Here is a 26,629-nt window from a genome sequence, read left to right on the forward strand (position 1 = left end):
CAACCGATCACGGCGCACGATGTTCACTCTTATGTGAAAGCCGGTCAGGGCAGGAACCGGTTGGCAAAATAGAGGAGGACGCCATGACGGTTAAGGCCATTCTCGAGCAAAAAGGCCATGACGTATTGACGCTCGGGCCGAACGAAAAACTGAGCGAAGCCATCCGAATCCTCTCCGAGCACAGGATCGGGGCGCTGGTCATCACCAATGGCGATCGCAAGATCGTCGGCATCCTGTCGGAACGCGACATCGTGCGCGTGGTTGCCAGGGAAGGCGGCGCCGCGCTCGATATCCCCGTGCGTTCGGCCATGACGCCGAAGGTGAAGATCTGCAATGAAAACCACACCGTCAACGAGGTGATGGAGATCATGACCAGGGGTCGTTTCCGCCATCTGCCGGTGGAAAAGGACGGCTTGCTGGACGGCATCGTGTCCATCGGCGACGTGGTCAAGCGCCGCATCGAGGACGTCGAGCGCGAGGCCGCGGAAATCCGGGCCTACATCGCCACCGCCTGAGCGGTGATGGGTGCCGCCGGCCGAATGCCGGCCGGCAGCACCAAGACTACCTGTTGTCGAGCTCGGAGCGGACGTGCCCGCGCCTTGTGACGCGGTAGTGTCCGACGACGAAAACCGTTTTCTTGCGTTTCAATTTTCGGTTTTCTGCCCTGCCTCGCTACGAGGTCAGGGCCTCGCCGGGACCGAGCGTAAGTGGACATCCGCTCTCCGAGACGTCCAGAAAACTCCCGGCCGTGGCTTTGCGCTTGTCTCTTTTGGCGGTTTGCACTAGCGAATGGCTTTCACGCCAGACGTGAAAGTCACGTCCCAAACATGAAACTTCCGTCAGAGTCACCGTAATTCGCAGGCTACCATGAGCATCATCGATACCCGCATGCCCGACGCCAAACGCCTGATACCAGGCGCCACCGGCGACTGGGAAATCATCATCGGGCTTGAAGTGCATGCGCAAGTGATATCGGAGGCAAAGCTCTTCTCCGGTGCCTCGACCGCCTTCGGTGCTGCTCCCAATGCCAATGTCAGCCTGGTCGATGCGGCCATGCCCGGCATGCTGCCTGTCATCAACGAGGAATGCGTCAAGCAGGCGATCCGTACCGGCCTGGGGCTGAAGGCGGCGATCAACCACAAGTCGGTTTTCGACCGGAAGAACTATTTTTATCCGGACCTGCCGCAAGGCTACCAGATCTCGCAGTTCAAACAGCCGATCGTCGGCGAGGGCACGGTCATCGTCTCGGTCGGTCCCGACCGCCAGGGCGAGTTCGAGGACATCGAGGTCGGCATCGAGCGCCTGCACCTGGAGCAGGATGCCGGCAAGTCGATCCACGACCAGCATCCGACCATGTCCTATGTCGACCTCAACCGCTCCGGCGTGGCGTTGATGGAGATCGTATCGAAACCCGACCTGCGCTCCGGCGACGAGGCAAAGGCCTATGTGACCAAGCTGCGGACCATCATGCGCTATCTCGGCACCTGCGACGGCAACATGGACGAAGGCTCGCTGCGTGCCGACGTCAATGTCTCGGTGCGCCGGCCAGGTGGCGAATTCGGCACCCGCTGCGAAATCAAGAACATGAATTCGATCCGCTTTATTGGCCAGGCCATCGACTACGAGGCGCGCCGGCAGATCGCTATCATCGAGGACGGCGGCAAGATCGATCAGGAAACGCGGCTGTTCGATGCCGTCAAGGGTGAGACGCGCTCGATGCGCTCCAAGGAAGAGGCGCACGACTATCGCTATTTCCCCGATCCCGATCTTCTGCCGCTGGAATTCGACCAGGCCTATGTCGATGCCCTGGCCAAGGAATTGCCGGAACTGCCCGATGACAAGAAAATGCGGCTGATCTCCTCGCTCGGCCTCTCGACCTACGACGCAGCGATCCTGGTGTCGGAAAAGCCGATCGCCGATTATTTCGAGAAGGTGGCGGCCGGGCGCGACGGCAAGCTCGCCGCCAACTGGGTCATCAACGATCTGCTGGGCGCTCTCAACAAGGCCGGCAAGGACATTGAATCCGCTCCGGTTTCGCCCGACCAGCTCGGTGCGGTGATCGACCTGATCAAGGAAGGCACCATCTCCGGCAAGATCGCCAAGGACTTGTTCGAGATCGTCTGGAACGAGGGCGGCGATCCGCGCCAACTGGTCGAGACCCGCGGCATGAAGCAGGTCACCGACACCGGGGCCATCGAGAAGGCGGTCGACGAGGTGATCGCGGCCAATCCCGACAAGGTCGAACAGGCACGGGCCAAGCCGACGATGGCCGGCTGGTTCGTCGGCCAGGTGATGAAGGCGACCGGCGGCAAGGCCAATCCGCAGGCCGTCAACGATCTCGTCAAGGCCAAGCTGGGTATCGAGTAAAGGTATGTTCGTCCGCACCGCCGGAGACCGCGACCTCGCAGCCGTACGGGCGTTGCTGGTCGAGACCTGGCATGCCACCTATGACGCGATTTACGGTGCCGAGCGGGTCGCCGAGATCACCAATGAATGGCACTCCATCGCCTCATTGAAGGCGAGGCTGGCTAAGCCGAGCAGCGAGTTCCTCGTTGCCGATGACGGCAAGCGCATTGGCGGCATGGCGTTTGCCGAAGCCGTCGGCGACGGCGGTGTGGTCATGCTCAGGCAGCTCTATGTGCTTCCCTCGCTGCAGGGCCGAGGCATTGGGGGCATGCTCCTCGACGAAATCATCGAGAGCTTTCCGGAGGCCCACCGGATTCGGCTCGAAGTGGAAGAGAAGAACACCCGCGCCGTTGCCTTCTATCAGGCCAATGGCTTCGTCCAGGCCGGCCGCACCGAGAATTGCGGCTCCGCCGGCTCGGCCATCCCGGCGCTGATCTATGAACGGGTACTTGCCGCCTGAGCACCTGATCACCTTCGCGCGAGCGCACGACCCGGGGGCTGTTTTCGTTTGACGGCCCTGACGTCCGGCACCAAAGCTGCTTAGGCCGACCCGCGCGAGCCGGAATAAACCGGCGCGCAGGACGGCTTTAGGGGGAGCCATGCCAAGTCTGCCGGAACTGATGCCGACTGAGGTGTCGGACGAAACCTTTGGTGGCGTCACCTATCACATAGCGGGCGAACTGGTGCCTGTGCTTTCCGTCGACGTGACGCGGATGCCCGTCTATTTCGAGCACCACATCCTGCTGTGGAAAAATTCCACGATCACCATCGGCCTGAAATCGCTGAAGGGTGCGCTGAAGCGCATGATGGCCGGCATGCAGATCTTCGTGACCGAGGCCTCGGGAGCGGGCATCATCGCGTTCAGCCGTGACGGGCCGGGTCACATCGTGCCGATTCACTTGCGGCGAGGCGAGGAGATCCAGGTGCGCGAGCACCAGTTTCTGGCCGCCACCGGCAACGTCGACTACACGTTCGAGCGCGTACGCGGCCTTGCGACGATGCTGTTCGGCCAAAGCGGCTTCTTTATCGACCGGTTTCGCGGCGACACCGGTGACGGCATCGTCTGGCTGCACGGCTATGGCAACGTGTTTGAAAAGACGCTCGCTCCAGGCGAAACCATAGACATCGAACCCGGCGGCTGGCTGTTCAAGGATGCCTCGGTCAGGATGGAAACCAAGATCGATCGGCTGTCGAGCGGCTTCTTCGGTGCCAATATGAACTTCATCGTCAACCGCTTCACCGGCCCGGGCAGGGTCGGCATCCAGTCGATGTACCTGCATATGCCGACCGAGGAGTAGGCTCGGGGAACCGCAAGCGGGATGGATGAAGGCCAGGGTCAGCGCGAGCGCAGCGGTGAGGACAACTCGCGTATCAGCAGTTCAAGCTCCCGCTGGTCGCCCGTTCCCGTCTTGTCGAAGATCGTCGCTAATTGCGACTTGATGGTGCCGTCGGAAACGACGCTGGCGGCCGCGATCTCCCTCTGGCTGGTGGGCACCTCCGGCCGACCGGCAACCATTTCGCCGTTACCACCCGTGACGGCAGGGCGAGCGGGATTGCGTTCTTCGGCGGAAGCTCACATCTATCACCTGGAAACGCGGAGATCGCAGTGGGCGACCAGCACGGGCATGCGCATACAGCCGGAGCGTCGAGGCGCGGCCGCAACTGGCCCGGCCCGTGGCGCAAGACGCCCGGCCGCTTGCTCGGCACGTCGCTCGTGCGGCTTTACCAGCTGACGCTGTCCGGCTTTGTCGGCAATTCCTGCCGGCATCTGCCGACCTGTTCGGAATACGCGCATGAGGCGATCGCTCGCCATGGCCTGTGGGCCGGCGGCTGGATGGGGTTGTTCCGCATGCTGCGCTGCGGCCCATTCGGCACTCACGGCATCGACCTCGTGCCGGAGGTGCTGGCGTCCCGCTACGTCTGGTTCTTGCCATGGCGATATTGGCGGATCGGCCGCAAGCGCGGCGAAGCCCAGGGATGAGGGCGCTGGTCGCGCCGCGCCCGTTTACGATCCGGTAGGGTTAACGCAAGCCTGCACGACAACTGCGCATTTGAGACAAAATCGAGACAAGAGACATCGCTAAGCCCGCTCGCGAACCCCTCCTGGAGCGAGCATCCCATGCGCAACGTCGACCGTCTTCCTTTCATCTTTGCCGGAGTCCTGTTCCTGCTCGCCTGGCTGCTGGGATTTCCGATGCGCGCGCAGTCAGCGCCGCTCAGGGATGTGCAGTGCACGCTGATCGCCGATGCCGCAACCGGCAAGACGCTTTACCAGGAAGGGGTGTGTGACCAGCGCTTCAGCCCGGCTTCGACGTTCAAGGTGCCGCTTTCGCTGATCGGCTACGACGCCGGCATCCTGGGCGACGAGCACACGCCAAGCTGGGACTATAAACCCGAATTCAACGCGGTGAAGCGGGGTCGGAAGACCGTCGATCCGGTGATATGGGAACGCGATTCCATCATCTGGTATTCTCGGGAGATTACGCGTCGGCTCGGAGCTGAGAAATTTGCCGGCTACGTATCGAAGTTCAACTACGGCAACACTGACGTTTCGGGCGATCCCGGCAAGAATGACGGGCTCACCCATTCCTGGGTCAACTCTTCGCTCGAGATCTCGCCGGTTGAACAGGTTGCCTTCCTGCGGCAACTGCTCGCCGGCACGATGCCGGTATCGGCCAAGGCGCATGACATGACACGGGCCATCATCCCGAGTTTTAAGGCCGGCGATTGGGTCGTTAAGGGCAAGACCGGCAGCACCCGGCTCGGCGAGGGCGGTAAGGACAAGCGCTCGCTCGGGTGGTTTGTCGGCTGGGCGCGGAAAGACGGCCGCCAGATCGTGTTCGCCCGGCTCGTCGTCGATACGAAGCGGACCGACATGCCGAAGGGGTTGGCGACACGGGCCGCGTTCCTGAAGGAACTGCCGCAGCTGATTTAGTGAGCCGGGCTTTACGGCGGCGGCATCTGCTCATAAAAGACTGCCGCCGCCGGACGCCTCCGGCACTCTGGCAGGTCGCAGCTCCCGAACCGCTGATATCTGCATTTTTACCACCCGCGCTCGTTTGCGGGACTGGATAGGAGATACATATGCTGAATTCCGTTTCCCTGACATTTCCCGACGGCTCCGTGCGCGACTACGACGCAGCGATGACCGGTGCCGGGCTTGCCGAGTCGATCTCGAAGTCGCTGGCCAAGAAGGCCGTGGCCTATGCCATCGACGGCACCGTGCGCGACCTCAGTGATCCCCTGGGCAAATCCGGCAAGGTAGAGATCATCACCCGCGAAGACCCGCGTGCGCTGGAACTCATCCGTCATGACACCGCGCACGTGCTGGCGGAAGCCGTTCAGGAGATATGGCCGGGAACGCAGGTGACCATCGGGCCGGTGATCGAGAACGGATTCTACTACGACTTTGCCCGCAACGAGCCGTTCACCCCGGACGATTTCCCGGTGATCGAGAAGAAGATGCGCGAGATCATCGCGCGCAATAAGCCGTTCACCAAAGAGGTCTGGTCGCGCGACAGGGCAAAAAAGGTCTTCGCCGACAAGGGCGAACGCTACAAGCTTGAACTGATCGACGCTATTCCCGAGGATCAGGATCTCAAGATCTATGCGCAGGGCGACTGGTTCGATCTTTGCCGGGGTCCGCATATGGCCTCGACCGGGCAGATCGGCAACGCCTTCAAGCTGATGAAGGTGGCCGGCGCCTATTGGCGCGGCGACTCGAACAATCCGATGCTGACGCGCATCTATGGCACGGCCTGGGCCGACCAGGCGCAGCTCGAAGCCTACCAGATGATGCTGGATGAGGCCGAGAAGCGCGACCACCGCAAGCTTGGCCGCGAAATGGACCTGTTCCATTTCCAGGAAGAGGGGCCGGGCGTCGTCTTCTGGCACGCCAAGGGCTGGAAGATGTTCCAGAACCTGGTCAACTACATGCGCCGCCGGCTCGACGAACAGGGCTATCAGGAGGTCAATGCACCCCAGGTGCTCGACAAGAGCCTGTGGGAGACATCGGGCCACTGGGGCTGGTACCGGGACGCCATGTTCAAGGTGACGGTCGCAGGCGATGAAACCGACGATGACCGCGTCTTCGCGCTGAAGCCGATGAACTGCCCCGGTCACGTGCAGATTTTCAAGCATGGGCTGAAATCCTATCGCGATCTGCCCGTAAAGCTTGCGGAATTCGGCAATGTGCATCGCTATGAACCGTCGGGCGCGCTGCACGGGCTGATGCGCGTGCGCGGCTTCACGCAGGACGATGCGCATATCTTCTGTACCGAGGAACAGCTGGCTTCCGAGTGCTTGCGTATCAACGACCTGATCCTGTCGACCTATGCCGATTTCGGTTTCGACGAAATCAGCGTCAAATTGTCGACGCGGCCGGAAAAGCGTGTCGGCACCGACGAGGCCTGGGATCATGCCGAGGCGATCATGGGCAGCGTGCTGGAGACGATCAGGACGCGCTCCGGCAACCGCATCAAGACCTCGATCAACCCGGGCGAGGGCGCCTTCTACGGGCCGAAGTTCGAGTATGTGCTGAAGGATGCGATCGGCCGCGAATGGCAATGCGGCACGACGCAGGTCGACTTCAACCTGCCGGAACGTTTTGGCGCATTCTACATCGGCTCGGATTCGGAGAAGAAGCAGCCTGTCATGGTGCACCGCGCCATCTGCGGTTCGATGGAGCGTTTCCTCGGCATACTGATCGAGAACTATTCCGGCCATTTCCCACTGTGGTTCGCGCCGCTGCAGGTGGTGGTGGCGACGATCACTTCGGACGCCGACAGTTACGCGACCGAGGTCGTCGCGAAGCTGAAGGCCGCAGGGCTGTTGGCGGAAGCCGACCTGCGCAACGAGAAGATCAACTACAAGGTCCGTGAGCACAGCCTGGCCAAGGTGCCGGTCATCCTCGTCTGCGGCAAACGCGAGGCGGAGGAGCAGACGGTCAATATCCGCCGGCTCGGTTCGCGAGACCAGGAATCGCTTGGCCTTGCCGAAGCAATCGAACGGCTGACCGAAGAAGCGATCACACCCGACCGCCGACGCAAGCGCGCTGCTTGATTCGAAGTGTTCTCGATCGAATGGCGGTGGATCGCTCCACCGCCGTTTTCATATCCCTGTCACGGCAACGTTGTAACGAGCCCTTATGCTCAAGCTGAAATCGCGCGAACGACCGTTCCCCGAGCTTTCTTACGCCAATCCGCACCAGCCGGCTCTGGCGCGCTGGTTCATTCATTCGGTGGAAGGCCTTTCGGGCCGCGACCGGTTCGCCGCGCTCTATGAATTCTGGCGCCATCAGGTTGTGCCGACCGGTGAGCGTGTGTTCAGCCGCATGCTGGACCTCATCGATGTGGGCGTGCGAAGCCCCGACCAATGGCCGCCAGCGCAATTGCCCGACACGCCGCTGGTGATCGTTGCCAACCATCCGTTCGGCATCGGCGACGGCATCGCGGTGCTGTCACTGGCAGAGCAACTCGGGCGACCTTTTCGAGTGATGATCCACAAGGATCTGCTCAGGATTCGCGAGATGGAGCCTTATTCGCTGCCGATCGACTTTTCCGAGACCAAGGACGCGGTGAAGAACAACATGGCGGTGCGCCATGAAGCGGTGCGGCTGCTGAAGGAGGGCGTCACCATCGTTGTGTTTCCGGCTGGCGGCGTCGCCACCGCGCCCAAGGGTTTTGGCCGCGCGCGCGATCTGCCATGGAAGATGTTTCCGGCCCGTCTCGTCCAGGAAGCCAAGGCGTCGGTCGTCCCCATGCATTTCTCCGGCCAGAACGGCAGGCTTTTCCATCTGGTCAGTGGTCCGATGAACATGGCCGAGCGCGACGGGCGTGTGGCTAAATTCGTCGGCAAGGCCTCGCTGACCTTGCGTACCTCGCTGCTCATCCGTGAATTCGCGCGGCTGTCCGGCAAGGCGATCGAGGTGCGCGTCGGCAATGTACTCAGCTGGAGCGAACTGGAGCCGTTGCGCGATCGCAAGGCGTTGCTCGACCGGCTTTATCGCGGTGTGTTCGACTTGGCTCCGGCCCTGCCGCGCCGTCGCATCCCGTTCCTTCCGGCGCGGACCAAGCTGGCTGCCTGAAAGCTAGTCCGCGCCTTCTTCCGGATCCATGGCCGCTGCTTCGGTAGCGAGAACCTCAATCTCCTGGTTCTGCCCGCCAACGACCGTGAAATCCTTCTGGTAGATCCGGTCGCGGTTTTTGGCGATGATGGTGTAGTCGCCTTCGGCCAGCACCATCGAGGCGAAGGCGCCGACGGTTTCCTTGATCGGATCACCGGATTCGTTGAGCAGCGACCAGGAGGTGTCGGCGATCGCTTCGCCACCCGCCTCGCGCACCAGCTTCATGGTGATTTCGGCGGCGTGATGCTCGACGGTGGCTTCGGTCAGCTTGCCGGCCTCGACACGGATGTCGGATCGGATGACGGCGTTGACCGCGCCATAGGTCGAGACGACGTGGTAGATGCCCGCATTGAGCCGCACGACGCTGTTGGGTTCGACATCGGGAATGACTAGCGCGCGATCGCCATTGGCGTCGGCGGTGCCCTCATAGATCGAAAAGCGCAGTCTTTTCGGCGGAATGCGCACGCCGCCGGACAGAACCGCGTCGAGCTTCAGGCCGCCGGCATCAAGCACCAGGCTTTCTCGCTTGGCTTCCTTGCCGACGGTGATGCGCTTGGTGGCGCCGGCACGGCCATAGGAGGCGTGGACCAGATAACTGCCGGGTTCGAGCTGGAAGACGGCGCTGCCGCCATGCGCCGAGGCGACCATCGGCAATTTGCCGTTGACGGTTTCAGGCTTGAAGACACGCCAGACGAGGCCGCGGGTGATGTCGGTGCCTTTGGTGGTCAACTGGGCCGACAGGGTGATGGCCCCACCGCCGCCAAGCGCCAGCGGGGTCTCGCTCTTCGGCGTCGCATAGCTCGAAATTCCGGGAAGTCTCAGGTCGCTGACGCCGTCCTTTTCCTGCGCGACAGCCATGGAGACCGGCAGCAGGAACAGCGCGGCGCAGAGCCGGATCAGGAAAAGACGCAGTCGCCCCTCAAACATGCCTTGCGTTGAAGCCCATGGCGGTGGCAATTTCAAGGCTTAAGAGTCCGATGCGTGACTCTTCAGCCCGGCGCTAGCGCGCCTTTGCCCGAGCCGCCCGAATTCCCGATGGTGCGCTTCAGCTCAAAACAGAGTGCCAGGAGACTTGCGCCCATGGCGTCGCCGATCATCGACTTCCTGCTGACCCGAAATTCAGCGCCTATTCCCGACCTCAAGGAGCCGGCGCCCAGCGACGCCGATATCGCCACGATGATTGCCGCCGCCTCACGCGTGCCCGACCATGGACGGCTCGAACCCTGGCGCTTCATCCTCTATCGCGGCGAAACCCGCATCGGGATCGGTAAAAAGCTGGCGGCCTTGGCCGAGCAGCGCGAAGGTCCGCTGCCCGAGGGCCGTCGCAACCAGGAACTGGCGCGGTTCTCGCGCGCGCCGCTGGTGATCGGTGTCGTGTCGATTCCCAGGGAGAACCCAAAAATCCCGCAATGGGAGATGTTCCTGTCCGGAGGCATGGCGGCGATGAACCTGATGATCGCGGCCAATGCGCTGGGCTATGGCACGAATATGATCAGCAACTGGTATTCCGACGTGCCGGAGGGCAGGGCGATTCTTGGACTGGCGCCGCAGGAGCGCGTTGTCGGTTTTATCCATATCGGTTCCTATGCCGGTCCGGCGCCGGAGCGGCCACGGCCCGATTCGGCAAAGCTCTATGCCGATTACGCCGGGCCTTGGGCGGGCTGAATGTTTTACGAACCGGCGAAGGGGCATGGACTGCCGCACGATCCTTCGAAGGCCATCGTGGCGCCGCGTCCGATCGGCTGGATCTCGACGCTGAACGGGGCAGGCGAGATCAACCTCGCACCCTATTCTTTCTTCAACGCGGTCTCGACCCGGCCTTTTATCGTCTGGTTTTCCTCCGAGGGCGAGAAGGACAGTGCCTCGTTTGCCCAGGAAAGCGGCGAGTTCGTCGCCAATCTCGTCGGCCGCGACCTTGCGGAGAAGATGAATTATACGTCCGTCGACGCGCCGCGTGGCGTCAACGAATTCGTCTATGCCGATCTCGCCATGGCGCCCTCGCGTCTCGTCAGGCCGCCGCGCGTAGCGGCGGCACCCGCGGCGCTCGAATGCCGGGTGACGGAAGTGTTTCGCCCAAAGGCGCTGGACGGATCTGCGACAAGCGCCGTCGTCGTTGCCGGTGAGGTGATCGGCGTGCATATCGACGATGCTTTCCTGAAAGACGGCTTGTTCGACATCACCAAGGCCGGCAATGTCGCTCGTCTCGGCTACATGGACTATGCCAGCGTCAACGAGGTCTTTTCGATGCGCCGGCCGCGCTGGGGCAAGGAGTAGCCGTCAGGCGGATGTCCCGGCCGCCCTCGCGCGCGCCAAAAGGCGTTCGGCCAGCCGCAGGTGCGGTCGGTCGAACATTTTGCCGTCGATGCCGACGACGCCAGGATTTCCGGCTGCCTCGAACGCCGCGACGATGGCCGCCGACTGTCTCACCGCCTCGGCCGAGGGCGTAAAGGCGGCGTTGATAACGGGCACCTGATCGGGATGGATCGCCATCTTGCCGGTGAAGCCGTCACGCTCGGCCTCGGCGCATTCCGCGGCGAAGGCCGCCATGTCGCGAAAATTCGGAAACACGGTGTCGATCGCGGCGACCTCCGCAGCCCCCGCCGCGAGGATGGTCATCAGGCGGGCGTGACGGAAGAGATCGGTGTAGGCGCCGTGATCGTCGCGGGCCGCACGCGCGCCGATCGCGGCCGACAGGTCTTCCGCGCCCCAGGTGAGACCAGCAAGCCGCGCGCTTGTCCCCGCATAGGTCGCCGCCGCCAGCACACCCGCCGGCGTTTCGGTGATGATCGGCAGGATTTTTATCGAACCGTCGGGCAGATCGTTCTCGGCCTCCCGGACCCTGAGCTTGGCCGCGAGCTGCTGCACATCCTGGCCGCTGTTCGACTTGGGCAGCATGATGCCGTCGGGCCTCGCTGCGACGAGCGCCGCCAGATCGTCATCCGTCAGTCCGGTCGATAGATCGTTGACCCTGACATAGATCGCCGAGTTGGTTTGCCCCCTGCGTTCAAGGATGAAGCGCGCCGCGATCTCGCGCGCCGGCGCCTTGTTCTGCGGCGCGACGGAATCCTCGAGATCGACGATGACCACGTCAGCGCCGGCGCCAAAACCCCTTTCGAGCTTCCGTTCGGAATCGCCGGGAACGAACAGCAGCGAACGCATCAGGCCGCATTCTTCAGCATCATCGCCTGTCTCGTGCATTTGGCAACAAGGTCGCCATGCTGATTATAGGCGCGATGCTCGAATTCGACGATGCCGCGATCGGGTTTCGACCTGGATTCGCGCACCGAAATCACCGTTGTTTCGACGCGGATGGTGTCGCCATGAAATACCGGGTGCGGAAACACGGTTTCCTTCATGCCGAGATTGGCGACAGTGGTGCCGACGGTGATGTCGTTGACCGAGATGCCGATCATCAAGCCGAGCGTGAACAGCGAGTTGACCAGCGGCCTGCCCCACTCGCTCTTGGCGGCGAAGTCGAAGTCGATATGCAGCGGTTGCGGGTTCAGCGTCATCACCGAGAACAGCATGTTGTCGCTTTCGGTGACGGTCTTGCGCAGCGTGTGCTGGAAGACGTGGCCGACGACGAACTCCTGGAGATAAAGCCCGGCCATGTCCTGCTCCTCTGCTGCAAAAGGTTGATAGGCGCTGCTTTCCAGGCTCGCAAGCCAGTTAATGAACATGGTGAACCGTTCGTAAACCATTTCTGCCTACCGTCACCACGGGGCCAGGAACGTTCTGGCAAGGGGCGTAAGCAGGCGCATGGTTGTTTCGCATTTTTTGAGATGGATTTGCACGGCCAGGGTGTCGGAGCGCGCCGCCGCCGCCAGTGCGCTGGCCCGGGCCTATGTCAATTCCGAATTGCCGTTCGAGGACCGCTGCGCCGCCGAGGCGGCGCTGACGCTGCTACTCGACGACGCCTCGTCAAAGGTGCGGCTGGCGATGGCCGAGGCGCTCTCGATGAGCCACCACGCGCCGCTGCAGATCATCAGCGTGCTCGCCTCCGACCAGCCGGAAGTCGCCGGGGTCGTGCTGGCGCGCTCGCCGCTGCTCACCGACGCCGATCTGATCAACCGTGTGGCGGGGAGCCAGAGGGCAACGCAGAAACTGATCGCCGACCGGCCGCTCGTCTCTATGGCGCTGGCGGCGGCCATCGCCGAGATCGGCGAGGCGGAGGCCTGCGCCGTGCTTTTGGCCAACACCGGCGCCGAGATTGCCTCCCTCAGCTTCCGCCGCATGGCTGAACGCCACGGCCATCTGCCTCTGGTGCGCGAGGCGCTGATATCCGACGCGCGCCTGCCTGCCGACTGCCGGCATATGCTGCTCGTCAAGCTCGGCGAGACATTGAAGACATCGCCGCTGGTTCTGGCATTGATGGGAGCCGCGCGAGCCGACCGCGTCATGCGGGACGCCTGCGTCAAGGCCTCGGTGACGCTGATCGAAGGCACGCGCCAGGAAGAGCACGCGGCGCTGATCGAGCATCTCAGGCTGCGCGGCGATCTCACCGCGAGCTTCCTGATCCGCACCATCGCGCATGGCAAGGTCGATTTCTTCGGCTCAGCGCTGGTCGCGCTCAGCCAGCAGTCCGAAGCACGGGTGAGGGCGCTACTGGCCGGCGGGCACGATGTGGCCCTGCAGGCGCTGTTTCGCAGCGCAGGCCTGGCTGCCGCCACGCATGCGGTCATCCTGCGTGCGCTGAAGATCTGGCGCGAGGTTGCCAACGGTAAGCGCGTCGCCGGTGTTCAGGAAGTCAGCTGGCTGATGCTCAAGGAATTGGGCGGGCAATCCGCCGAAGGCGATCTCGCCGCCCTGGTCAAGTCGATCCACCTTGATGCTCTGCGCGAGAACGCACGCGGCCATGCGCTGGCGATCGCCGCAGCCTAGGTTTTATCCCTCGCGAAAAAATCCGGGAAATCCTCCATTGCCGCGGCGATAATGCGCAGGGACGCCGCGACTTGCAGCATGTCGCCGGTGGCGTCTCGCTGGGCGATGCCTGCTGCGTACTGCCGGGCGACGGCAATGGTCGCTGTTTGCGGATCGCCGGAGGCACGGAAAAGCAGCTCGCGCGCCAATCCCCTCAGGAAGTTAGCGATTGAAAGCGTCGTTTCCGATAGGATGGCATGGTTTTGGCTCGCAGTGCGCAGCCGCAGGATTTCTAGGCCGACCGTGACGGAGGCGACGCCGCCGCCCAGCACCGCCTCACCCTTCCTGCCGGAATTCTGCACCAGCGGCATCAACTGATTGACCCGGTCATAAGCGAGGCTCTCGAAGGCCGAACGCCTCGGCAAGCGCTCATGCAGGCAAAGCCGCGCCAGATCCTCGCGCATGGCTCGCACGATGCGGTCGGCGGCCAGCCATGGGTCCGCCGGCAACACGACGATGAAGACGCCGATTGCCAGCAGGATGCCGACCAGGATCGATGCCGAGCCGGCGAAGAAGGGGCCGGGATCATAGGTCATTGCCTGGTGCGGGCTGAGGAAGGCCAGGAAGTTGATGGCGAAGGCCGTCGCCACCCCGACATAGCGCGGATTGGCCATGGCGAGTGCCGCCGGCACCATGATGGGCACGACGAACAGCATGAACCAGCCGAAGCCGGGCAGAGCGGGAAGCGCGATCTGACCGACGAGAAAGGCGAATGGCAAAGCGAGCAGCGTTCCCTTGAAGAAACCCCAGGATACCTGCACGGGGTCGGGGCGAGCGGCAAACAGGCTCGACACGACGGCAACGAGGATGACGGTGCCGGCCGCTTCCGACCACTTCGTCGTCAGCCAGAAAGCCGCGACCAGCAACGTGGCAAGGGCCGCGCGGATGGCGTTGCGCGCGGCACCGGGATAGTCGCGATGCACCACCAAGGCCGGCTGCCGGCTGCCGGGACCTCGTCGGCGACTGACGGGCGCGCGCAAAGCGTCGAGGCCACGAAGCACCTGTTTCAGCGCCTCGGCAAAATCGGCCGCGATGGTGAGGCGGGTGATGGTGCCGACCCTGTCCTCACCCTGTTCGGTCGAAGCATCGGGTATTTGCCGTGCTCTGATCGAGATCGCGTCGAGTCGTGCCAACCAGGGCGAGGTGTCGTCCAGCGCTCCCGGCTTGGCTGCCAGTTCGCTGACAAGGGCTTGCAACTCCGAGCGCACCGGGATGAGGGCTGCGTTTTTCGGAGCGGCATGCGAATAGAGCGCGCGCGCCGCCGAAAGGGCCGAGAGCAGCTGTCCGATGGTGCGTCGCACCGGATGCGCGCGCGGCGCGAAGCTCGCCGCTTCGAGCCTGGCATAGGCGCGCATTTCGCCAAGCGTCTGGGTGTCGGCGACAAGCTTCCGGTGCAGGCCGATGAGGGTTGCCCGGTCTCCGCCGGAGAACGCACCGCCGGCGTAAGTGGCGAGGTCGAGAATGCAGCGTTTCAGCCGCGAGATAATGGCGTCGCTGGCCAGTTTTGGCAGGATCAGCCGGCTGGTGAGGCCGGCGCAAACGATGCCGAGCACGATCTCGGCACAACGCGCGACCGCGAGGTCAACGACCACATGCGGCTGTCCGAAAGCGGGCAGGCCGATGATCATGGCGGTGTAGCCGGCAAGGGCGGCGCCATAGGCCTCGGGATTGCGCAGCAGCGACGAGACGAAGGTGCAAATGCCAATCCAGACGGCAAGCACCGTCACCAGAATCCAGGGGCCGGTGCCGAACGCCGTGGTGATGCCGATTGCCGCGATACCCCCGGCAAGTGTGCCGAGCAGCCGGTAAAAGCCTTTCGCCAGCACCATGCCGGCAACCGGCTGGGCGACGATGAACACCGTCATCATCGCCCATTGCGGATGGTCGAGCTTCAGCGCATAGGCGGCGAGAAGCGCGATCATGCCGGCTAAAACGGTGCGCAGGGCGAAAATCCAGTCGGAGCGCGTCGGTTGCGTCAGCCCGGCCAGGCTCGTCTCGAAATAGGTTTTCAGCCGCGCCCAGGTCACATGCTGGTCTCCATGTCAGGAACGCAAGCTAAATTCGCCAGCGGCTAGATATCCAGCACTTCCGTCTCGGCGAATTCGGCGCGTTCCTGGATGAAGCGGAAGCGAGCTTCGGGCTTGGTGCCCATCAGCTCATCGACCCTGTCCTTGGTGGCAGAATCGATTTCGTTCACATCGACCCTGAGCAACGTGCGCTTTCTCGGGTCCATAGTGGTTTCCTTGAGCTGCGCAGCCATCATCTCGCCCAGGCCCTTGAAGCGGCCGAGCTCGACCTTGCCGCGCCCGGTGAATTCGGTGCGCAGAAGCTCGTCCTTGTGCGCGTCGTCGCGGGCGTAGGCGACCTTGCCGCCTTGCCTGATCGAGTAAAGCGGCGGCACCGCCAGGTAGAGATGGCCGCCGCGTACCAGCGCCGGCATCTCCTGGTAGAAAAAGGTGATCAGCAGCGAAGCGATGTGGGCGCCGTCGACGTCGGCGTCGGTCATGATGATCACGCGGTCGTAGCGCAAATCCTCGTCACGGTACTTTGACCGCGTGCCGCAGCCGAGCGCCTGGATCAGGTCCGATATCTGCTGGTTGGCGGCCAGCTTGTCATTGCCGGCGCTGGCGACGTTGAGGATTTTTCCGCGCAGCGGCAAGACGGCCTGGCTGGCGCGGTCGCGCGCCTGCTTTGCCGAGCCGCCCGCGGAATCGCCTTCGACAATGAAGAGTTCAGCACCTGCCGCCGCGTTCTGCGTGCAATCGGCGAGCTTCCCCGGCAAGCGCAGCTTGCGCACAGCGCTCTTGCGCGACACCTCTTTTTCCTGGCGGCGGCGCACCCGCTCATCGGCGCGCGCGATCACCCAGTCGAGCAGCTTCGAGGCTTCCTGCGGATTGTCGGCCAGCCAATGGTCGAACGGGTCACGGATCGCGGTCTCGACGATGCGTATCGCTTCGATCGTCGCCAGCCTGTCCTTGGTCTGGCCGACGAATTCCGGCTCGCGGATGAACACCGACAGCATGCCGGCGGCCGAGATCATGACGTCTTCCGAGGTGACGATCGAAGCGCGTTTGTTGCCGACGAGGTCGGCATAGGCGCGCAGGCCGCGCGTCAGCACGTTGCGGAAGCCGGCCTCGTGGGTGCCGCCTTCACCGGTCGGGATGGTGTTGCAGTAGGAATTGATGAAGCCGTCGCCGCCGAACCAGGTCACCGCCCATTCGAGCGAGCCATGGCCGCCTTGCTTGTCGCTCTTGCCGGCGAAGATTTCGCGCGTCACCTGGAATTCGTCGCCGAGCGACGCTTTCAGATAATCCTTGAGGCCGCCGGGGAAATGGAATTCCGCCTTGGCCGGTGTCTGATCCTTTTCCTTGATCAGGGAGGGATCGCAGGTCCAGCGGATTTCGACGCCGCCGAACAGATAGGCCTTCGAACGCGTCATGCGGTAGAGACGCGCCGGCTCGAATGCCGCGCCTTTGCCGAAAATCTGCTCGTCGGGGTGGAAACGCGTCCTGGTGCCGCGGCGGTTGTGCACCTCGCCCAGGTGCTCCAGACCGCTTATCGGAATGCCACGTGAAAAGCGTTGGCGATAAAGCTGGCGGCCGCGCGCGACTTCGACTTCGAGATGATCCGACAGGGCGTTGACGACGGAAACGCCGACGCCGTGCAGGCCACCTGATGTCTCATAGACCTTGGAATCGAACTTGCCGCCCGAATGCAGCGTCGTCATGATCACTTCGAGCGCGGGCTTCTTGAATTTCGGATGTGGATCAACCGGGATGCCGCGGCCATTGTCGGTGACAGTGAGATAACCATCGGCTGAAAGCTCGACATCGATGAAGGTGGCGTGGCCGGCAACCGCTTCGTCCATCGAATTGTCGATGACCTCGGCGAACAGATGGTGCATCGCCTTGTCGTCTGTGCCGCCAATGTACATGCCCGGCCGCCGGCGCACCGGCTCCAGGCCTTCGAGCACCTCGATGTCGGCGGCGCTGTACCCCTCGCTGCCATCCTTGGCAGCGGCCGGGCGCCTGGCGGCCGCTTGCACCAGCGGGTCGGCCGGGCGCGCCGGCGTGCGAACCGGTTGCTGCTGCTTGCCCACATTGCCGAAGAGATCGTTGTTATCGTCCATGCCAACCATAGGGTCCGGTGCTGCGAATCACCCGTCGATACTGCCACGCTTTTCGGCGCCAGGCGACGGAGGTTCCTGTTACGTTCGGGGATTTAACCCCTCTTACCCTAAAACCATTCGATAACCAAGCAGGCGGAAATCGGTCGAATGCCACCTCACAAGATTCCCGATTCTTTACCAATGCGGACTAGCGTGAGCCCAACATAACAAGAAACGACGGGCATCAGGGGTTTCGGCGTGAGGGGCAAGGCCATAACGATGATCGGCATCGCCGCCGTTTTCGGCGCGATCTCGATCTTTGCCGCGGATTTCTGGGTCAAGAGCCAGGCCAAGGCCGATGCCCAGGAGAAAACGGCGTCGATCTCCGCTCCAGCACCCAAAATAGAGTTCAAGACCATCGTGGTGGCCAATGCGCCGTTGCGTTATGGCATGGAGCTCGACCGCGCCAAGCTCAGCGAAATTCCGTGGCCGCAGGAGTCCCTGCCGCAGGGGGCCTTTGCCACCATCGATGGATTGCTCGGCGAAGGGGGCCGGGTCGTGCTGTCGCCGATCGAGGTCAATGAGCCGTTGCTGCTCACCAAGCTGTCGGGACCGAACGGTCGCGCGACGCTGTCCAATATGCTGACGCCCGGAATGCGGGCGGTCACCATCCGCACCGACGAGATCGCTGGGGTCGGTGGCTTCGTCACGCCGGGCGACCGGGTCGATGTCGTGCTCACCCGCGATGCCGGCGAAATCCAGGAAGTCGCCAAGAACGCGCAAGGCGCGGCCGGCTCGACCATCACCTCGGAGATCGTCGTTGCCGACGCCAAGGTGCTGAGCGTCGGGCAGGGCGCCGACGAGCGCCAGACGACGCCGCAGGTGGCCAATTCCGTGACCCTCGAGGTGACGACCGAAGGCGCGCAGAAAGTGGCGCTTGCCCGCACGGTAGGCACGCTGTCGCTGTCGCTGCGCTCCGCCAGCGAAGGCGGCGACGGCAAGAACGGCGTCACCACCATCTCGTCCTTCGGCGGATCCGTGGCTTCCAATGCCCAGGCCGCCGCCGGCTCCTTGTTCGATGCCATCGCCAAGGAGCCGGAGAAGCCGAAATTCAAGACGGTGATCGTGACGCGCGGCACGCAGGCCGAGGAATACCAAGTCCCTTCGCGGGACCAGAAGTAAAGACCGGTGGGGACCGGGCGGGACGGGATCATGGTGATGCACACCTTATATCGAATGACGAATCTGTTGCGTTTCGTGCGCGCCTTGGCCATGGCGGCTTCACTGGCCGCGAGCGGCATGCTCGCCTTCGTTGGCGCGGCCAGGGCGGACAACGACATCGTCTATGTCTCGTCGACCAGGAATGCCTCGATCAAGGTCGCGAAGGGCAAGCCCAAGACGATCATGACGAGCGCGGCCTTCTATCAGATCGTCATCGGCGATCCGGAGATCGCCAACGTCAACCCGCTGACCGACAAATCCTTCTATGTGCTGGGCAACAATCTCGGCACCACCGGCATTGCGCTGTTCGACGAGAAGAAGCAGCTCGTCGGCACCGTAGATATCGAAGTGACGCTCGACACCGACCAATTGGCGAGCACCATCCGTGCCAGCGTGCCGGACGCCAAGATCAAGGTCGGCTCGGCCAATGGCCGCGTGGTGCTGTCGGGCGAGGCGGATGACGCGGTCGCCGCCGAAAAGGCCAACAAGATCGCCACCCGCTTCTCCGGCAATGAGGAGGTGATCAATTCGGTCAATATCTCCTCGTCGCAGCAGGTCCAGCTCAATGTCCGCTTCGTCGAGATCAACCGCCAGGCCGGGCAGGACCTGGGCGCGAAATACAGCGCCAATTTCGCCTACGGCTTCGGCGGTCGCGATGTCTCTCTCGATCCGGGCTCGGTGCCGGCGGCGGGGACTGGCGAGATCATTGGCCGGCTGCTGTCCAATGGCGTCTCGATCGACATCGCCATCAAGGCGTTGGAGGAGCGCGGCCTTGCCCGAAGGCTGGCCGAACCGAACCTGATTGCCCGATCCGGCGAAACGGCGAGCTTTCTTGCCGGCGGCGAATTCCCGATCCCGGTTTCCGAGGACAATGGCAAGATCTCCGTCAGCTACAAGAAATACGGCGTCAGCCTGGACTTTACGCCGACCGTGCTGAAGGACGGGTTGGTCAGCCTCGACATCGCGCCGGAAGTCTCCTCGATCGACGCTTCAGCGTCCTACAATATCGGCAACATTTCGGTGCCGGGGTTCATCGTGCGCCGCGCCAAGACCTCGGTCGACCTGAAGAACGGCCAGAGCTTCATGATCGCCGGGCTGCTGCAATCCCAGAACGACATCACCACGTCGCGCATTCCCGGTCTCGGCAAGATGCCGGTGCTGGGGTCGCTGTTCTCGTCGAAATCCTATCAGCGGCGCGAGACCGACCTGGTCATCATCGTCACACCCTATCTGGTCAAGCCGGTCGACCCGTCGAAGAAATTGGCTGTGCCGACCGATGGCACGCAGCCCGCCAGCAACGTCGACTATTTCCTCAACAACACCGAGGAGGTGAAGGCGTCGGACACCAACCGTGCGCTGGCGCTGGCTGACGGCAGCGCCGTGCGGGGCGCTTCCGCGACCAAAGTCGGTCATTTCCTCGACCTGCCGAAGGACTGAAATCATGCGTCTGGTCCTGAGATCGAGCATCGCCCTGCTTCTTGCCGGTTTGGCAAGCGGCTGCACCAGCGACGACTATCTGCGCAGCGAAGGCGTGACGTCAGTCGCCGGTGAGGCGCAGGCGGCCAACACCGTCATGCAGATGGTGGACCCGTGGAAGTATGGGGTCCAGAACACGAGGCTTCTCGTGCCCGCCAAGCGCGGAACCGCCGAACCGGTCACACCCGATCAGGCGGCCGGCGCCAAGGCAGCGCAAACCACCACCGGCAACTGATCCAGACGGCGATCGACCTCACAGGCGGCGAGAATGGCAAACAGCACCAAGAAGATCCTGCTCGTATCGACAGACCGGACCTTCGCGCAGGACACGAAGACCGCCTTTGCCGCCTCCGAGATCATCCAGCTCATGACGGTTGAGAAGAACGTCACCGAGCTGCGCGGCGAGGTCCAGGAAGCCGAGTTCGGCGTCGTTATCGTCGACATGGATGCGGCGAAACTGGAAGAAATCGAGTCCCTGCAGCGCGTCATGCGCCGGCTCGAGGGCAAGGCACCGGTGGTCGTGGTCACCCAGGAGTTCAACGCCGCCGCCGTGCGCATCCTGGTGCAGCTCAAGGTCGCCGACTTCCTGGTCAAGCCGATCACCACGGCCGACCTCGTGCGTTCGGTCGTGCGAGCGTTGCAGGGGCCCGGGCGCGAGGAAAACACCGAATCGCAGATCTATACCTTCATGCCCGCCGCCGGCGGCGTCGGCACCACGACGCTGGCGCTGCAGACCGCGTTCCAGCTGCATCATTCGGTGACGCGCGGCGCCTCGACCTGTGTGGTCGACCTCAATTTCCAGCAAGGTGCCTGCGCCGAATATCTCGATCTGGAGCCGCGTTTCGACATCACCGAGATCGAGAACCAGCCCGAGCGCCTCGACCGGCAATTGCTCGATGTGATGCTGTCCAAGCACGCCAGCGGACTTTGCGTGCTGGCGGCGCCGACGCATCCGGCTGAAATGCGCTCGTTCAAGACCGATGTCGTGGTGCGCATGCTGGACCTCGTTTCGGCCTATTTCGACAATGTCGTCATCGACATGCCGCGCACCTGGTTTCCGTGGACGGAAACGGTGCTGCTCGGTTCCAACAAGCTCTACATCGTTGCCGAAATGACGGTGCCGTGCCTGCGCCATACGCAGCGGCTGATCCAGGCCGTCTACGAGACCGCGGGCAAGGAAGTGAAGCCGAACGTGATCGTCAACCGTTTCGAGCAGAAGATGTTCGACAACGGCATCAAGCAGGCGGATGTCCAGGAAATCCTTGGCGAGCATTTTGTCGGCGGCATCGCCAACAACTACCGGCTGGTGCGCGAGGCGGTCGATCGCGGCGTGCCGCTGCACGAGATCGATCCCAATGCCAATGTCGTCAACGACCTGAAGAAGATCATCCTCCCGGAAGAGGCAGTGGCGACGGCGAGCAAGTCGAAGTCGCTGTTCGGTTTCGGCAGGGGCCTCTTGAAAAGGAAAGCTGGATGACCAGCCGTTTCTCAACTCTGCAGAACCGTGACGCGCGCCCGCAGCGTCCGGCGGAAACAACACCGGTCGCGCATCATGCCGTCGTCATCCCGACCAGCCGAAAGGCTTTGCCGGCGAAACCGGAAGCAGCACCGGCAAAGAATGCCAACAAGGTGCTCGATGCCCGCGTGCGCATCCACCGGATGCTGCTCGAGGAGATCAATCTGGTCGCGCTGGAGCGCTTGCCCAAGGATGAAATGCGCCGGCAAGTGCATGATTTCGTGTCGGAAAAGACCCGCCAGGAGCGGATGGCGATCAACACCGCCGAACTCGACGCGCTGGTCGACGATATCGTCGACGAGATGGTCGGCCTCGGCCCGCTCGAGCCGCTGCTCAAGGATCCCGACATCAACGATATCCTGATCAACGGTCATCAGAACTGTTTCGTCGAAAAGAAGGGCAAGCTGCAGCAGGTCCATATCCCGTTCAAGGACGAGGCGCATCTGCTCAGAATCGTCAACAAGATCGTGGCCGCCGTCGGCCGCCGGGTCGACGAATCGCAGCCGATGGTCGACGCTCGCATGCTGGACGGCTCGCGCTTCAACGCAGCCATCCGCCCGGTGGCCGTCGATGGCCCGCTGGTGTCGATCCGCAAGTTCTCCAAGAACAAACTTGGCCTGCACAGGCTGGTCGAATTCGGCGCCATCACACAGAACATGGCCGAAGTGCTGGCGGCAGCCGTGCATGCCCGCAAGACGACAATCATTTCGGGCGGTACCGGCACCGGCAAGACGACGATGCTCAACGCACTGTCGGCCTTCATTCCGGAAGACGAGCGGCTGATCACCATCGAGGACGCGGCGGAGCTTCAATTGCAGCAGCCGCACGTCGCGCGCATGGAAACACGCCCCGCCAACATCGAAGGCCATGGCGAGCTCAAACAGCGCGACCTGGTCAAGAACGCGCTGCGCATGCGTCCCGACCGGGTCATCCTCGGCGAGTGCCGCGGCGAGGAAGCCTTCGACATGCTGCAGGCGATGAACACCGGCCACGAAGGCTCGATGGCGACCATCCACGCCAACACGCCACGTGATTGTATTTCGCGCCTGGAGCAGATGCTTGGCATGACCGGCATGCCAATGACGGTGCAGTCGATCCGCAGCCAGATCGCAAGCGCCATCGACATCATCGTCCAACTGACCCGGCTTTCCGACGGCAAGCGCAAGGTGACGAGCGTCGCCGAGGTGACCGGCATGGAAGGCGATGTCATCCAGATGCAGGAGATCTTCCGCTTCGTGCGCACCGGCATGGAGGCTGATGGCAAGATCCTTGGCTACTACGAGGCGACCGGCATACGACCGCGTTTTCTGGAAGATCTGCGCGCGATGGGCATCGAGTTTCCCGGACGTTATTTCGAACCCGGCCGGCCGCAGGAGTAGCCGGGGTGTTCGATGGGTTCAGCGCGATCTATGTCGTCTATGCCGGGGCCGCATTGACCGGCATCATGGTCGCCGAAGCGGTCTACCTGCTCTATGCCGGTCGTAGCGACAAGCGAACCGCCATCAACCGGCGTATGAAGCTGCAGGAAAACAAGATCAGCCAGGAACAGGTGCTGATCCAGCTGCGCAAGGAGCGCGGTCTCGACGCGGGAACGTCGCTGTTCTCGCCCGGCCGGTTCCGTGCCCTGCGCACGCAGTCGGGCATGGTCATGCCGCTCTCGAAATTCCTGATGATCACCTGCGGCGTGGCGATGGCCGTGGCCCTGTTCGCCATCTCGCGCGGCTTGCCGCTGTTGATGGGGCTCATCCTGGTTGTCGTGCTGATGCCGCTGCTGCCGGTCATGGCGATGCGCTCCATGCGCAAGCGCCGGCTCAAGCGTTTCGGCATCCAACTGCCCGAGGCACTGGAACTGATCACGCGCGGCCTCAAGGCCGGTCACCCGGTGCCGGTGGCCATTGCCATGGTGTCGCGCGAGATGCCCGATCCGATCGGCACGGAATTCGGCGTCATTGCCGACGAAGTCACCTATGGCTCTGACCTTGTCTCGGCGCTGAACTCGCTTTTCGACCGGGTCGGCCACGAGGATTTGCCGCTGTTCGTCACCGCCGTCTCGATCCAGACCAGCTCGGGCGGCAATCTGCGCGAAATCCTCGATGGGCTGTCGACGACGATCCGCGAACGCGGCAAGCTGCGCCGCAAGGTGCGGGCCATTTCGAGCGAGGGCCGCCTGTCGGCCTACATTTTGACGGCCGTGCCGGCGCTGCTGTTCACCGCGATCATGGCCATGATGCCGGGATATTACAGCGACGTCTGGGGCGTTCCGAAGACATGGTACATGATCGGCGGATCGGTTAGCTGGCTGATGCTGGGTAATCTGATCATGTTCAAGATGTCGAACTTCAGGTTCTGACATGCAAGGCGTCATCGAATTCCTCGCCTCCCTCGCGCCGACGTCGCTGATGCCGGTCGCCATGCTGTTGCTGGCCGTGGGTGCCGCGGCGGTCGCCTGGCCGATGGTGGCGGCGAGGGGCGACCGCAACGAGGTCATGCGCCGGCTCAAGGTCGACCACGGTCCGGTGGTGGCCAAGTCCGAACCCGCGCAGAAGAAGAACAGCGGCGTCGTGCGCGAAAAAGCGGTGAAGAGGGCGCAGGAATTCTACGCCAAGAGCGACCCGGAAAATGTTGCCCGCCTGCGTTTGAAGCTCATCCAGGCCGGTTACATGGAGCCGCGCGCCGTCGGCATGTTCTTCCTCATCCGGTTCACGGCAATGATCGGCACGACGTTCGCCGTCTTCGTGCTCAACCGGTGGATGGCCAGCCCGGACGCGACCATGACCAGCCGGTGGACCTTCATCATCCTGTCGGGCGCTGCCGGCTATTTCCTGCCGGGCCTGGTACTGACCCAGAAGGTGCGGGAAAAGATGCGCGAATACCGCAACGGCTTCCCCGATTTCATGGATCTGATGATCGTCTGCTCCGATGCCGGCATGAGCATGGAAGCGGGCGTCGAGCGCGTTTCGAAAGAACTCGCCAGGACCTATCCTTCGCTCAGCCAGAACCTGCAGCTCGTATCGCTCGAGCTTCGGGCGGGGCGCAGCCTCGACGACGCGCTGAAGGCGCTCGCCGATCGCCTCAGCCTCGACGAGGTACGCTCCTTTGCCACGCTCCTGCAGCAGTCGAAGGAACTAGGCACCAGCCTGTCGGGCGCGCTCAGGGTGTTTTCCGATGAAATGCGCCACAAGCGCATGTCGCTGGCCGAGGAGAAGGCGCATGCCTTGCCGGCAAAGATGTCCGTGCCGGTCGTGGTCTGCATCCTGCCGGTGGTTCTGATGATCGCTGTCATTCCCATCATCGTCAAAATGACGGGTCACTAAAGGGCGCCGCGTCGACGTAATCAGGCATGCAAACATCCGTCGAAGTGATACATCGGACCCGCAAAGTCCGCGAATAAACGAGAAGTCCATGCGAATACTGTTGCCCACCCTCTTGCTGGGCCTCGCCGCGGCCAGCTTGCCGCCGGCCCAGGCCGCGGCCGGCGATTGCGGCGATGCTGCCGCCTTGGTGCAGCAGGCCTATCCCAAGGCCCGCAAGAGCGCCGACGGCGCCTCGTTCACGCTCGAACCTCACACCAGCATCGCCCTGACGCCTCCGGGCTACGACACGCCAAGGCTGGTCTGCAAGATCTGGCCCGCCCATGACCAACTGCTGTTGGTCGCGGTACCGCTGATCGACAGCGCCCAATCCGTCGGCGACATGCATATAGGCGATATCGAGCTTCTGGTCGTCGACAGGAAGAACCAGCAGGTGCGCCAGCGCCTGCTCCAGCCCGGGCTGATGAACGATGATGCCATCGCCATCCGCGGCGTCGGATTCGATGCAGGCCACTATCAGCTGGCGCCCAAAATCACCGCCTTCGGCCTGCGCATCGACATGGCGACTCATTCGCAGGCCAATCCCTTCAGGGAAACCGACCTGCGACTCTATGCCCTCGAGGGCGATGCGCTACGGATGGTGCTCGATGGCTTCGACGTGGCCGGCTTTGGCGGCGAAGGCGATACCAATTGCGCCGGGTCCTTTCATTCTAGCCAGGTCAGCCTGGCGATGAGCCGGGCGAGCCATCAGGGCTATCACGATATCACCGTGACCGCGCGAATGAATACCGACGAACCCGCTCCCGACAAGAATGGCGAGTGCCAATCCCACCCCGGCAAGTCCGTGAAGCGGACTTACCGGCTGCGCTATGACGGCAACCGCTATCAGCTTCCGGCGACGCTCAAGGCCCTGGAGCCGTGAGAACGCCGCTGGCGATGGTTAATGGCTGGTGTGCCAGAAACCAAAACTTGGGCGCATTTCGGCACCGAAGCTTAATCGCTGTGCTGTAGTGTCTTTCCCTGAAGAACGACCCGGCAAATCGGGCGACGGGGCAGGGTATGCGTCAGATAAAATTTGCGGCAGTGGTCACGATGGTGGCCGTCCTGATGATCACCGGGTGCACGACGAACAATAACGTCGACACGACCAAGACCACCGCGATCCGGCCGGCAGCGAAGGATGTCGACACATCCGACCTGGCGCAAGGCAAGGCACAGTTTCGCGATGCCAACTATGGTCTTGCCGAAGCGCATTTCCGCAAGGCCGTCGAACTAAAGGCCGACAATGCCGAGGCCTGGATGGGGCTTGCCGCTTCCTATGACGAACTCGGCCGCTTCGACTTCGCCGACCGCGCCTATGGCCAGCTTGTGAAGGTCGCCGGCCGCAAACCGCAGATCGTCAACAACATGGGCTATTCGCAACTTTTGCGCGGCAACAAGAAGAAGGCCAGGGCGCTGCTGCTGGAGGCGAAGGCCGGCATGGCCGACCCCGCCGTCGTCGACGCCAATCTCGCGTTGCTCAACAAGGGCTGATGCCGTTTGATCCT

At 63.0% G+C, this 26,629-nt stretch carries 26 protein-coding genes; 20 read left to right on the forward strand and 6 right to left on the reverse strand.

The genetic code is table 11. The features are described from left to right. Positions 1-83 precede the first annotated feature (83 nt). The 4 genes from FJ941_RS04780 (at position 84) to FJ941_RS04795 (ending at position 3,704) form a co-directional block, all read left to right on the forward strand. On the forward strand, positions 84-515 hold the full coding sequence (locus FJ941_RS04780; RefSeq protein ID WP_027145030.1) for a CBS domain-containing protein: 432 nt from the start codon (positions 84-86) through the stop codon (positions 513-515). A gap of 352 nt (positions 516-867) precedes the next feature. Further along, on the forward strand, positions 868-2,367 hold the full coding sequence (gatB, locus tag FJ941_RS04785; RefSeq protein ID WP_140503512.1) for an Asp-tRNA(Asn)/Glu-tRNA(Gln) amidotransferase subunit GatB: 1,500 nt from the start codon (positions 868-870) through the stop codon (positions 2,365-2,367). A gap of 4 nt (positions 2,368-2,371) precedes the next feature. Continuing rightward, the gene (locus FJ941_RS04790; RefSeq protein WP_140503514.1) at positions 2,372-2,866 is read left to right on the forward strand and encodes a GNAT family N-acetyltransferase; all 495 of its coding nucleotides are present in this window, start codon (positions 2,372-2,374) and stop codon (positions 2,864-2,866) included. A 139-nt stretch (positions 2,867-3,005) separates the two neighbouring features. Beyond that, on the forward strand, positions 3,006-3,704 hold the full coding sequence (locus FJ941_RS04795) for an AIM24 family protein (protein ID WP_140503516.1): 699 nt from the start codon (positions 3,006-3,008) through the stop codon (positions 3,702-3,704). Between the two features lie 38 nt (positions 3,705-3,742). Here FJ941_RS04795 and FJ941_RS04800 read toward each other — a convergent pair whose 3' ends face one another. Beyond that, complete coding sequence (locus FJ941_RS04800) at positions 3,743-3,901, reverse strand: hypothetical protein (protein WP_210242212.1); 159 nt, start codon at positions 3,899-3,901, stop codon at positions 3,743-3,745. Positions 3,902-4,012: 111 nt separating this feature from the next. Between FJ941_RS04800 and yidD the strand changes: the two genes are divergently transcribed. The 4 genes from yidD (at position 4,013) to FJ941_RS04820 (ending at position 8,491) form a co-directional block, all read left to right on the forward strand. After that, positions 4,013-4,387, forward strand: coding sequence for a membrane protein insertion efficiency factor YidD (gene yidD, locus FJ941_RS04805; RefSeq protein ID WP_140503520.1), 375 nt, complete (start codon positions 4,013-4,015; stop codon positions 4,385-4,387). Positions 4,388-4,525: 138 nt separating this feature from the next. Then, positions 4,526-5,341 (forward strand): class D beta-lactamase, encoded by an 816-nt coding sequence (blaOXA, locus tag FJ941_RS04810; protein ID WP_140503522.1) that lies wholly within the window; start codon positions 4,526-4,528, stop codon positions 5,339-5,341. A gap of 149 nt (positions 5,342-5,490) precedes the next feature. Continuing rightward, entirely contained in the window at positions 5,491-7,467 is a 1,977-nt protein-coding gene (gene thrS / locus FJ941_RS04815; protein ID WP_140503524.1) for a threonine--tRNA ligase, read from the forward strand. 85 nt (positions 7,468-7,552) lie between these two features. Then, a complete protein-coding gene (locus tag FJ941_RS04820) occupies positions 7,553-8,491 on the forward strand; it encodes a GNAT family N-acetyltransferase (protein ID WP_140503526.1) in 939 nt (312 codons plus the stop codon). Positions 8,492-8,494: 3 nt separating this feature from the next. Here the strand turns inward: FJ941_RS04820 and FJ941_RS04825 are convergent, their stop codons facing one another. Continuing rightward, on the reverse strand, positions 8,495-9,457 hold the full coding sequence (locus FJ941_RS04825) for a hypothetical protein (RefSeq protein ID WP_140503528.1): 963 nt from the start codon (positions 9,455-9,457) through the stop codon (positions 8,495-8,497). 153 nt (positions 9,458-9,610) lie between these two features. On the opposite strand from FJ941_RS04825, the gene FJ941_RS04830 reads away from it, so the two are divergent. Together FJ941_RS04830 and FJ941_RS04835 are read left to right on the forward strand one after the other, a co-directional pair. Further along, positions 9,611-10,195, forward strand: coding sequence for a nitroreductase (locus FJ941_RS04830; protein WP_140503530.1), 585 nt, complete (start codon positions 9,611-9,613; stop codon positions 10,193-10,195). Beyond that, positions 10,196-10,804 (forward strand): flavin reductase family protein, encoded by a 609-nt coding sequence (locus FJ941_RS04835; RefSeq protein ID WP_140503532.1) that lies wholly within the window; start codon positions 10,196-10,198, stop codon positions 10,802-10,804. Between the two features lie 3 nt (positions 10,805-10,807). Here the strand turns inward: FJ941_RS04835 and FJ941_RS04840 are convergent, their stop codons facing one another. Then, positions 10,808-11,689 (reverse strand): CoA ester lyase, encoded by an 882-nt coding sequence (locus tag FJ941_RS04840; RefSeq protein ID WP_140503534.1) that lies wholly within the window; start codon positions 11,687-11,689, stop codon positions 10,808-10,810. Beyond that, the gene (locus FJ941_RS04845; protein ID WP_140503951.1) at positions 11,689-12,141 is read right to left on the reverse strand and encodes a MaoC family dehydratase; all 453 of its coding nucleotides are present in this window, start codon (positions 12,139-12,141) and stop codon (positions 11,689-11,691) included. Before FJ941_RS04845 ends, FJ941_RS04840 begins: the two co-directional genes overlap by 1 nt. Positions 12,142-12,289: 148 nt before the next feature. Between FJ941_RS04845 and FJ941_RS04850 the strand changes: the two genes are divergently transcribed. Beyond that, entirely contained in the window at positions 12,290-13,411 is a 1,122-nt protein-coding gene (locus FJ941_RS04850) for a DUF2336 domain-containing protein (protein WP_140503536.1), read from the forward strand. Here the strand turns inward: FJ941_RS04850 and FJ941_RS04855 are convergent. Then, on the reverse strand, positions 13,408-15,477 hold the full coding sequence (locus FJ941_RS04855; protein ID WP_140503538.1) for an FUSC family protein: 2,070 nt from the start codon (positions 15,475-15,477) through the stop codon (positions 13,408-13,410). The two genes, FJ941_RS04850 and FJ941_RS04855, sit on opposite strands and share 4 nt — an antisense overlap. A gap of 44 nt (positions 15,478-15,521) precedes the next feature. Then, positions 15,522-17,579, reverse strand: a complete 2,058-nt coding sequence (gene parE, locus FJ941_RS04860; protein WP_140503540.1) for a DNA topoisomerase IV subunit B — start codon at positions 17,577-17,579, stop codon at positions 15,522-15,524. Positions 17,580-17,816: 237 nt separating this feature from the next. Between parE and cpaB the strand changes: the two genes are divergently transcribed. The 9 genes from cpaB (at position 17,817) to FJ941_RS04905 (ending at position 26,615) form a co-directional block, all read left to right on the forward strand. Continuing rightward, positions 17,817-18,740, forward strand: coding sequence for a Flp pilus assembly protein CpaB (gene cpaB / locus FJ941_RS04865; RefSeq protein WP_246672981.1), 924 nt, complete (start codon positions 17,817-17,819; stop codon positions 18,738-18,740). Positions 18,741-18,830: 90 nt separating this feature from the next. Further along, a complete protein-coding gene (locus FJ941_RS04870) occupies positions 18,831-20,216 on the forward strand; it encodes a type II and III secretion system protein family protein (RefSeq protein WP_246672983.1) in 1,386 nt (461 codons plus the stop codon). Between the two features lie 4 nt (positions 20,217-20,220). Then, positions 20,221-20,490 (forward strand): hypothetical protein, encoded by a 270-nt coding sequence (locus FJ941_RS04875; RefSeq protein ID WP_027145011.1) that lies wholly within the window; start codon positions 20,221-20,223, stop codon positions 20,488-20,490. 33 nt (positions 20,491-20,523) lie between these two features. Continuing rightward, positions 20,524-21,732 carry a response regulator gene (locus FJ941_RS04880; protein ID WP_027145010.1) on the forward strand — a complete coding sequence of 403 codons (1,209 nt, stop codon included), beginning with the start codon at positions 20,524-20,526 and terminating at the stop codon, positions 21,730-21,732. Then, the gene (locus FJ941_RS04885; RefSeq protein ID WP_140503544.1) at positions 21,729-23,150 is read left to right on the forward strand and encodes a CpaF family protein; all 1,422 of its coding nucleotides are present in this window, start codon (positions 21,729-21,731) and stop codon (positions 23,148-23,150) included. The genes FJ941_RS04880 and FJ941_RS04885 overlap by 4 nt, the downstream gene beginning before the upstream one ends. Before the next feature lie 5 nt (positions 23,151-23,155). After that, a complete protein-coding gene (locus FJ941_RS04890) occupies positions 23,156-24,121 on the forward strand; it encodes a type II secretion system F family protein (RefSeq protein ID WP_140503546.1) in 966 nt (321 codons plus the stop codon). Between the two features lies 1 nt (position 24,122). Next, positions 24,123-25,085, forward strand: coding sequence for a type II secretion system F family protein (locus FJ941_RS04895; protein WP_140503548.1), 963 nt, complete (start codon positions 24,123-24,125; stop codon positions 25,083-25,085). 88 nt (positions 25,086-25,173) lie between these two features. Beyond that, positions 25,174-26,004 (forward strand): hypothetical protein, encoded by an 831-nt coding sequence (locus FJ941_RS04900; protein WP_181169714.1) that lies wholly within the window; start codon positions 25,174-25,176, stop codon positions 26,002-26,004. Between the two features lie 137 nt (positions 26,005-26,141). After that, positions 26,142-26,615 (forward strand): tetratricopeptide repeat protein, encoded by a 474-nt coding sequence (locus FJ941_RS04905; protein ID WP_140503550.1) that lies wholly within the window; start codon positions 26,142-26,144, stop codon positions 26,613-26,615. Positions 26,616-26,629: the final 14 nt, after the last annotated feature.

Source organism: Mesorhizobium sp. B2-3-13 (assembly GCF_006442195.1).
In the GTDB taxonomy this organism is placed as follows: domain Bacteria; phylum Pseudomonadota; class Alphaproteobacteria; order Rhizobiales; family Rhizobiaceae; genus Mesorhizobium; species Mesorhizobium salmacidum.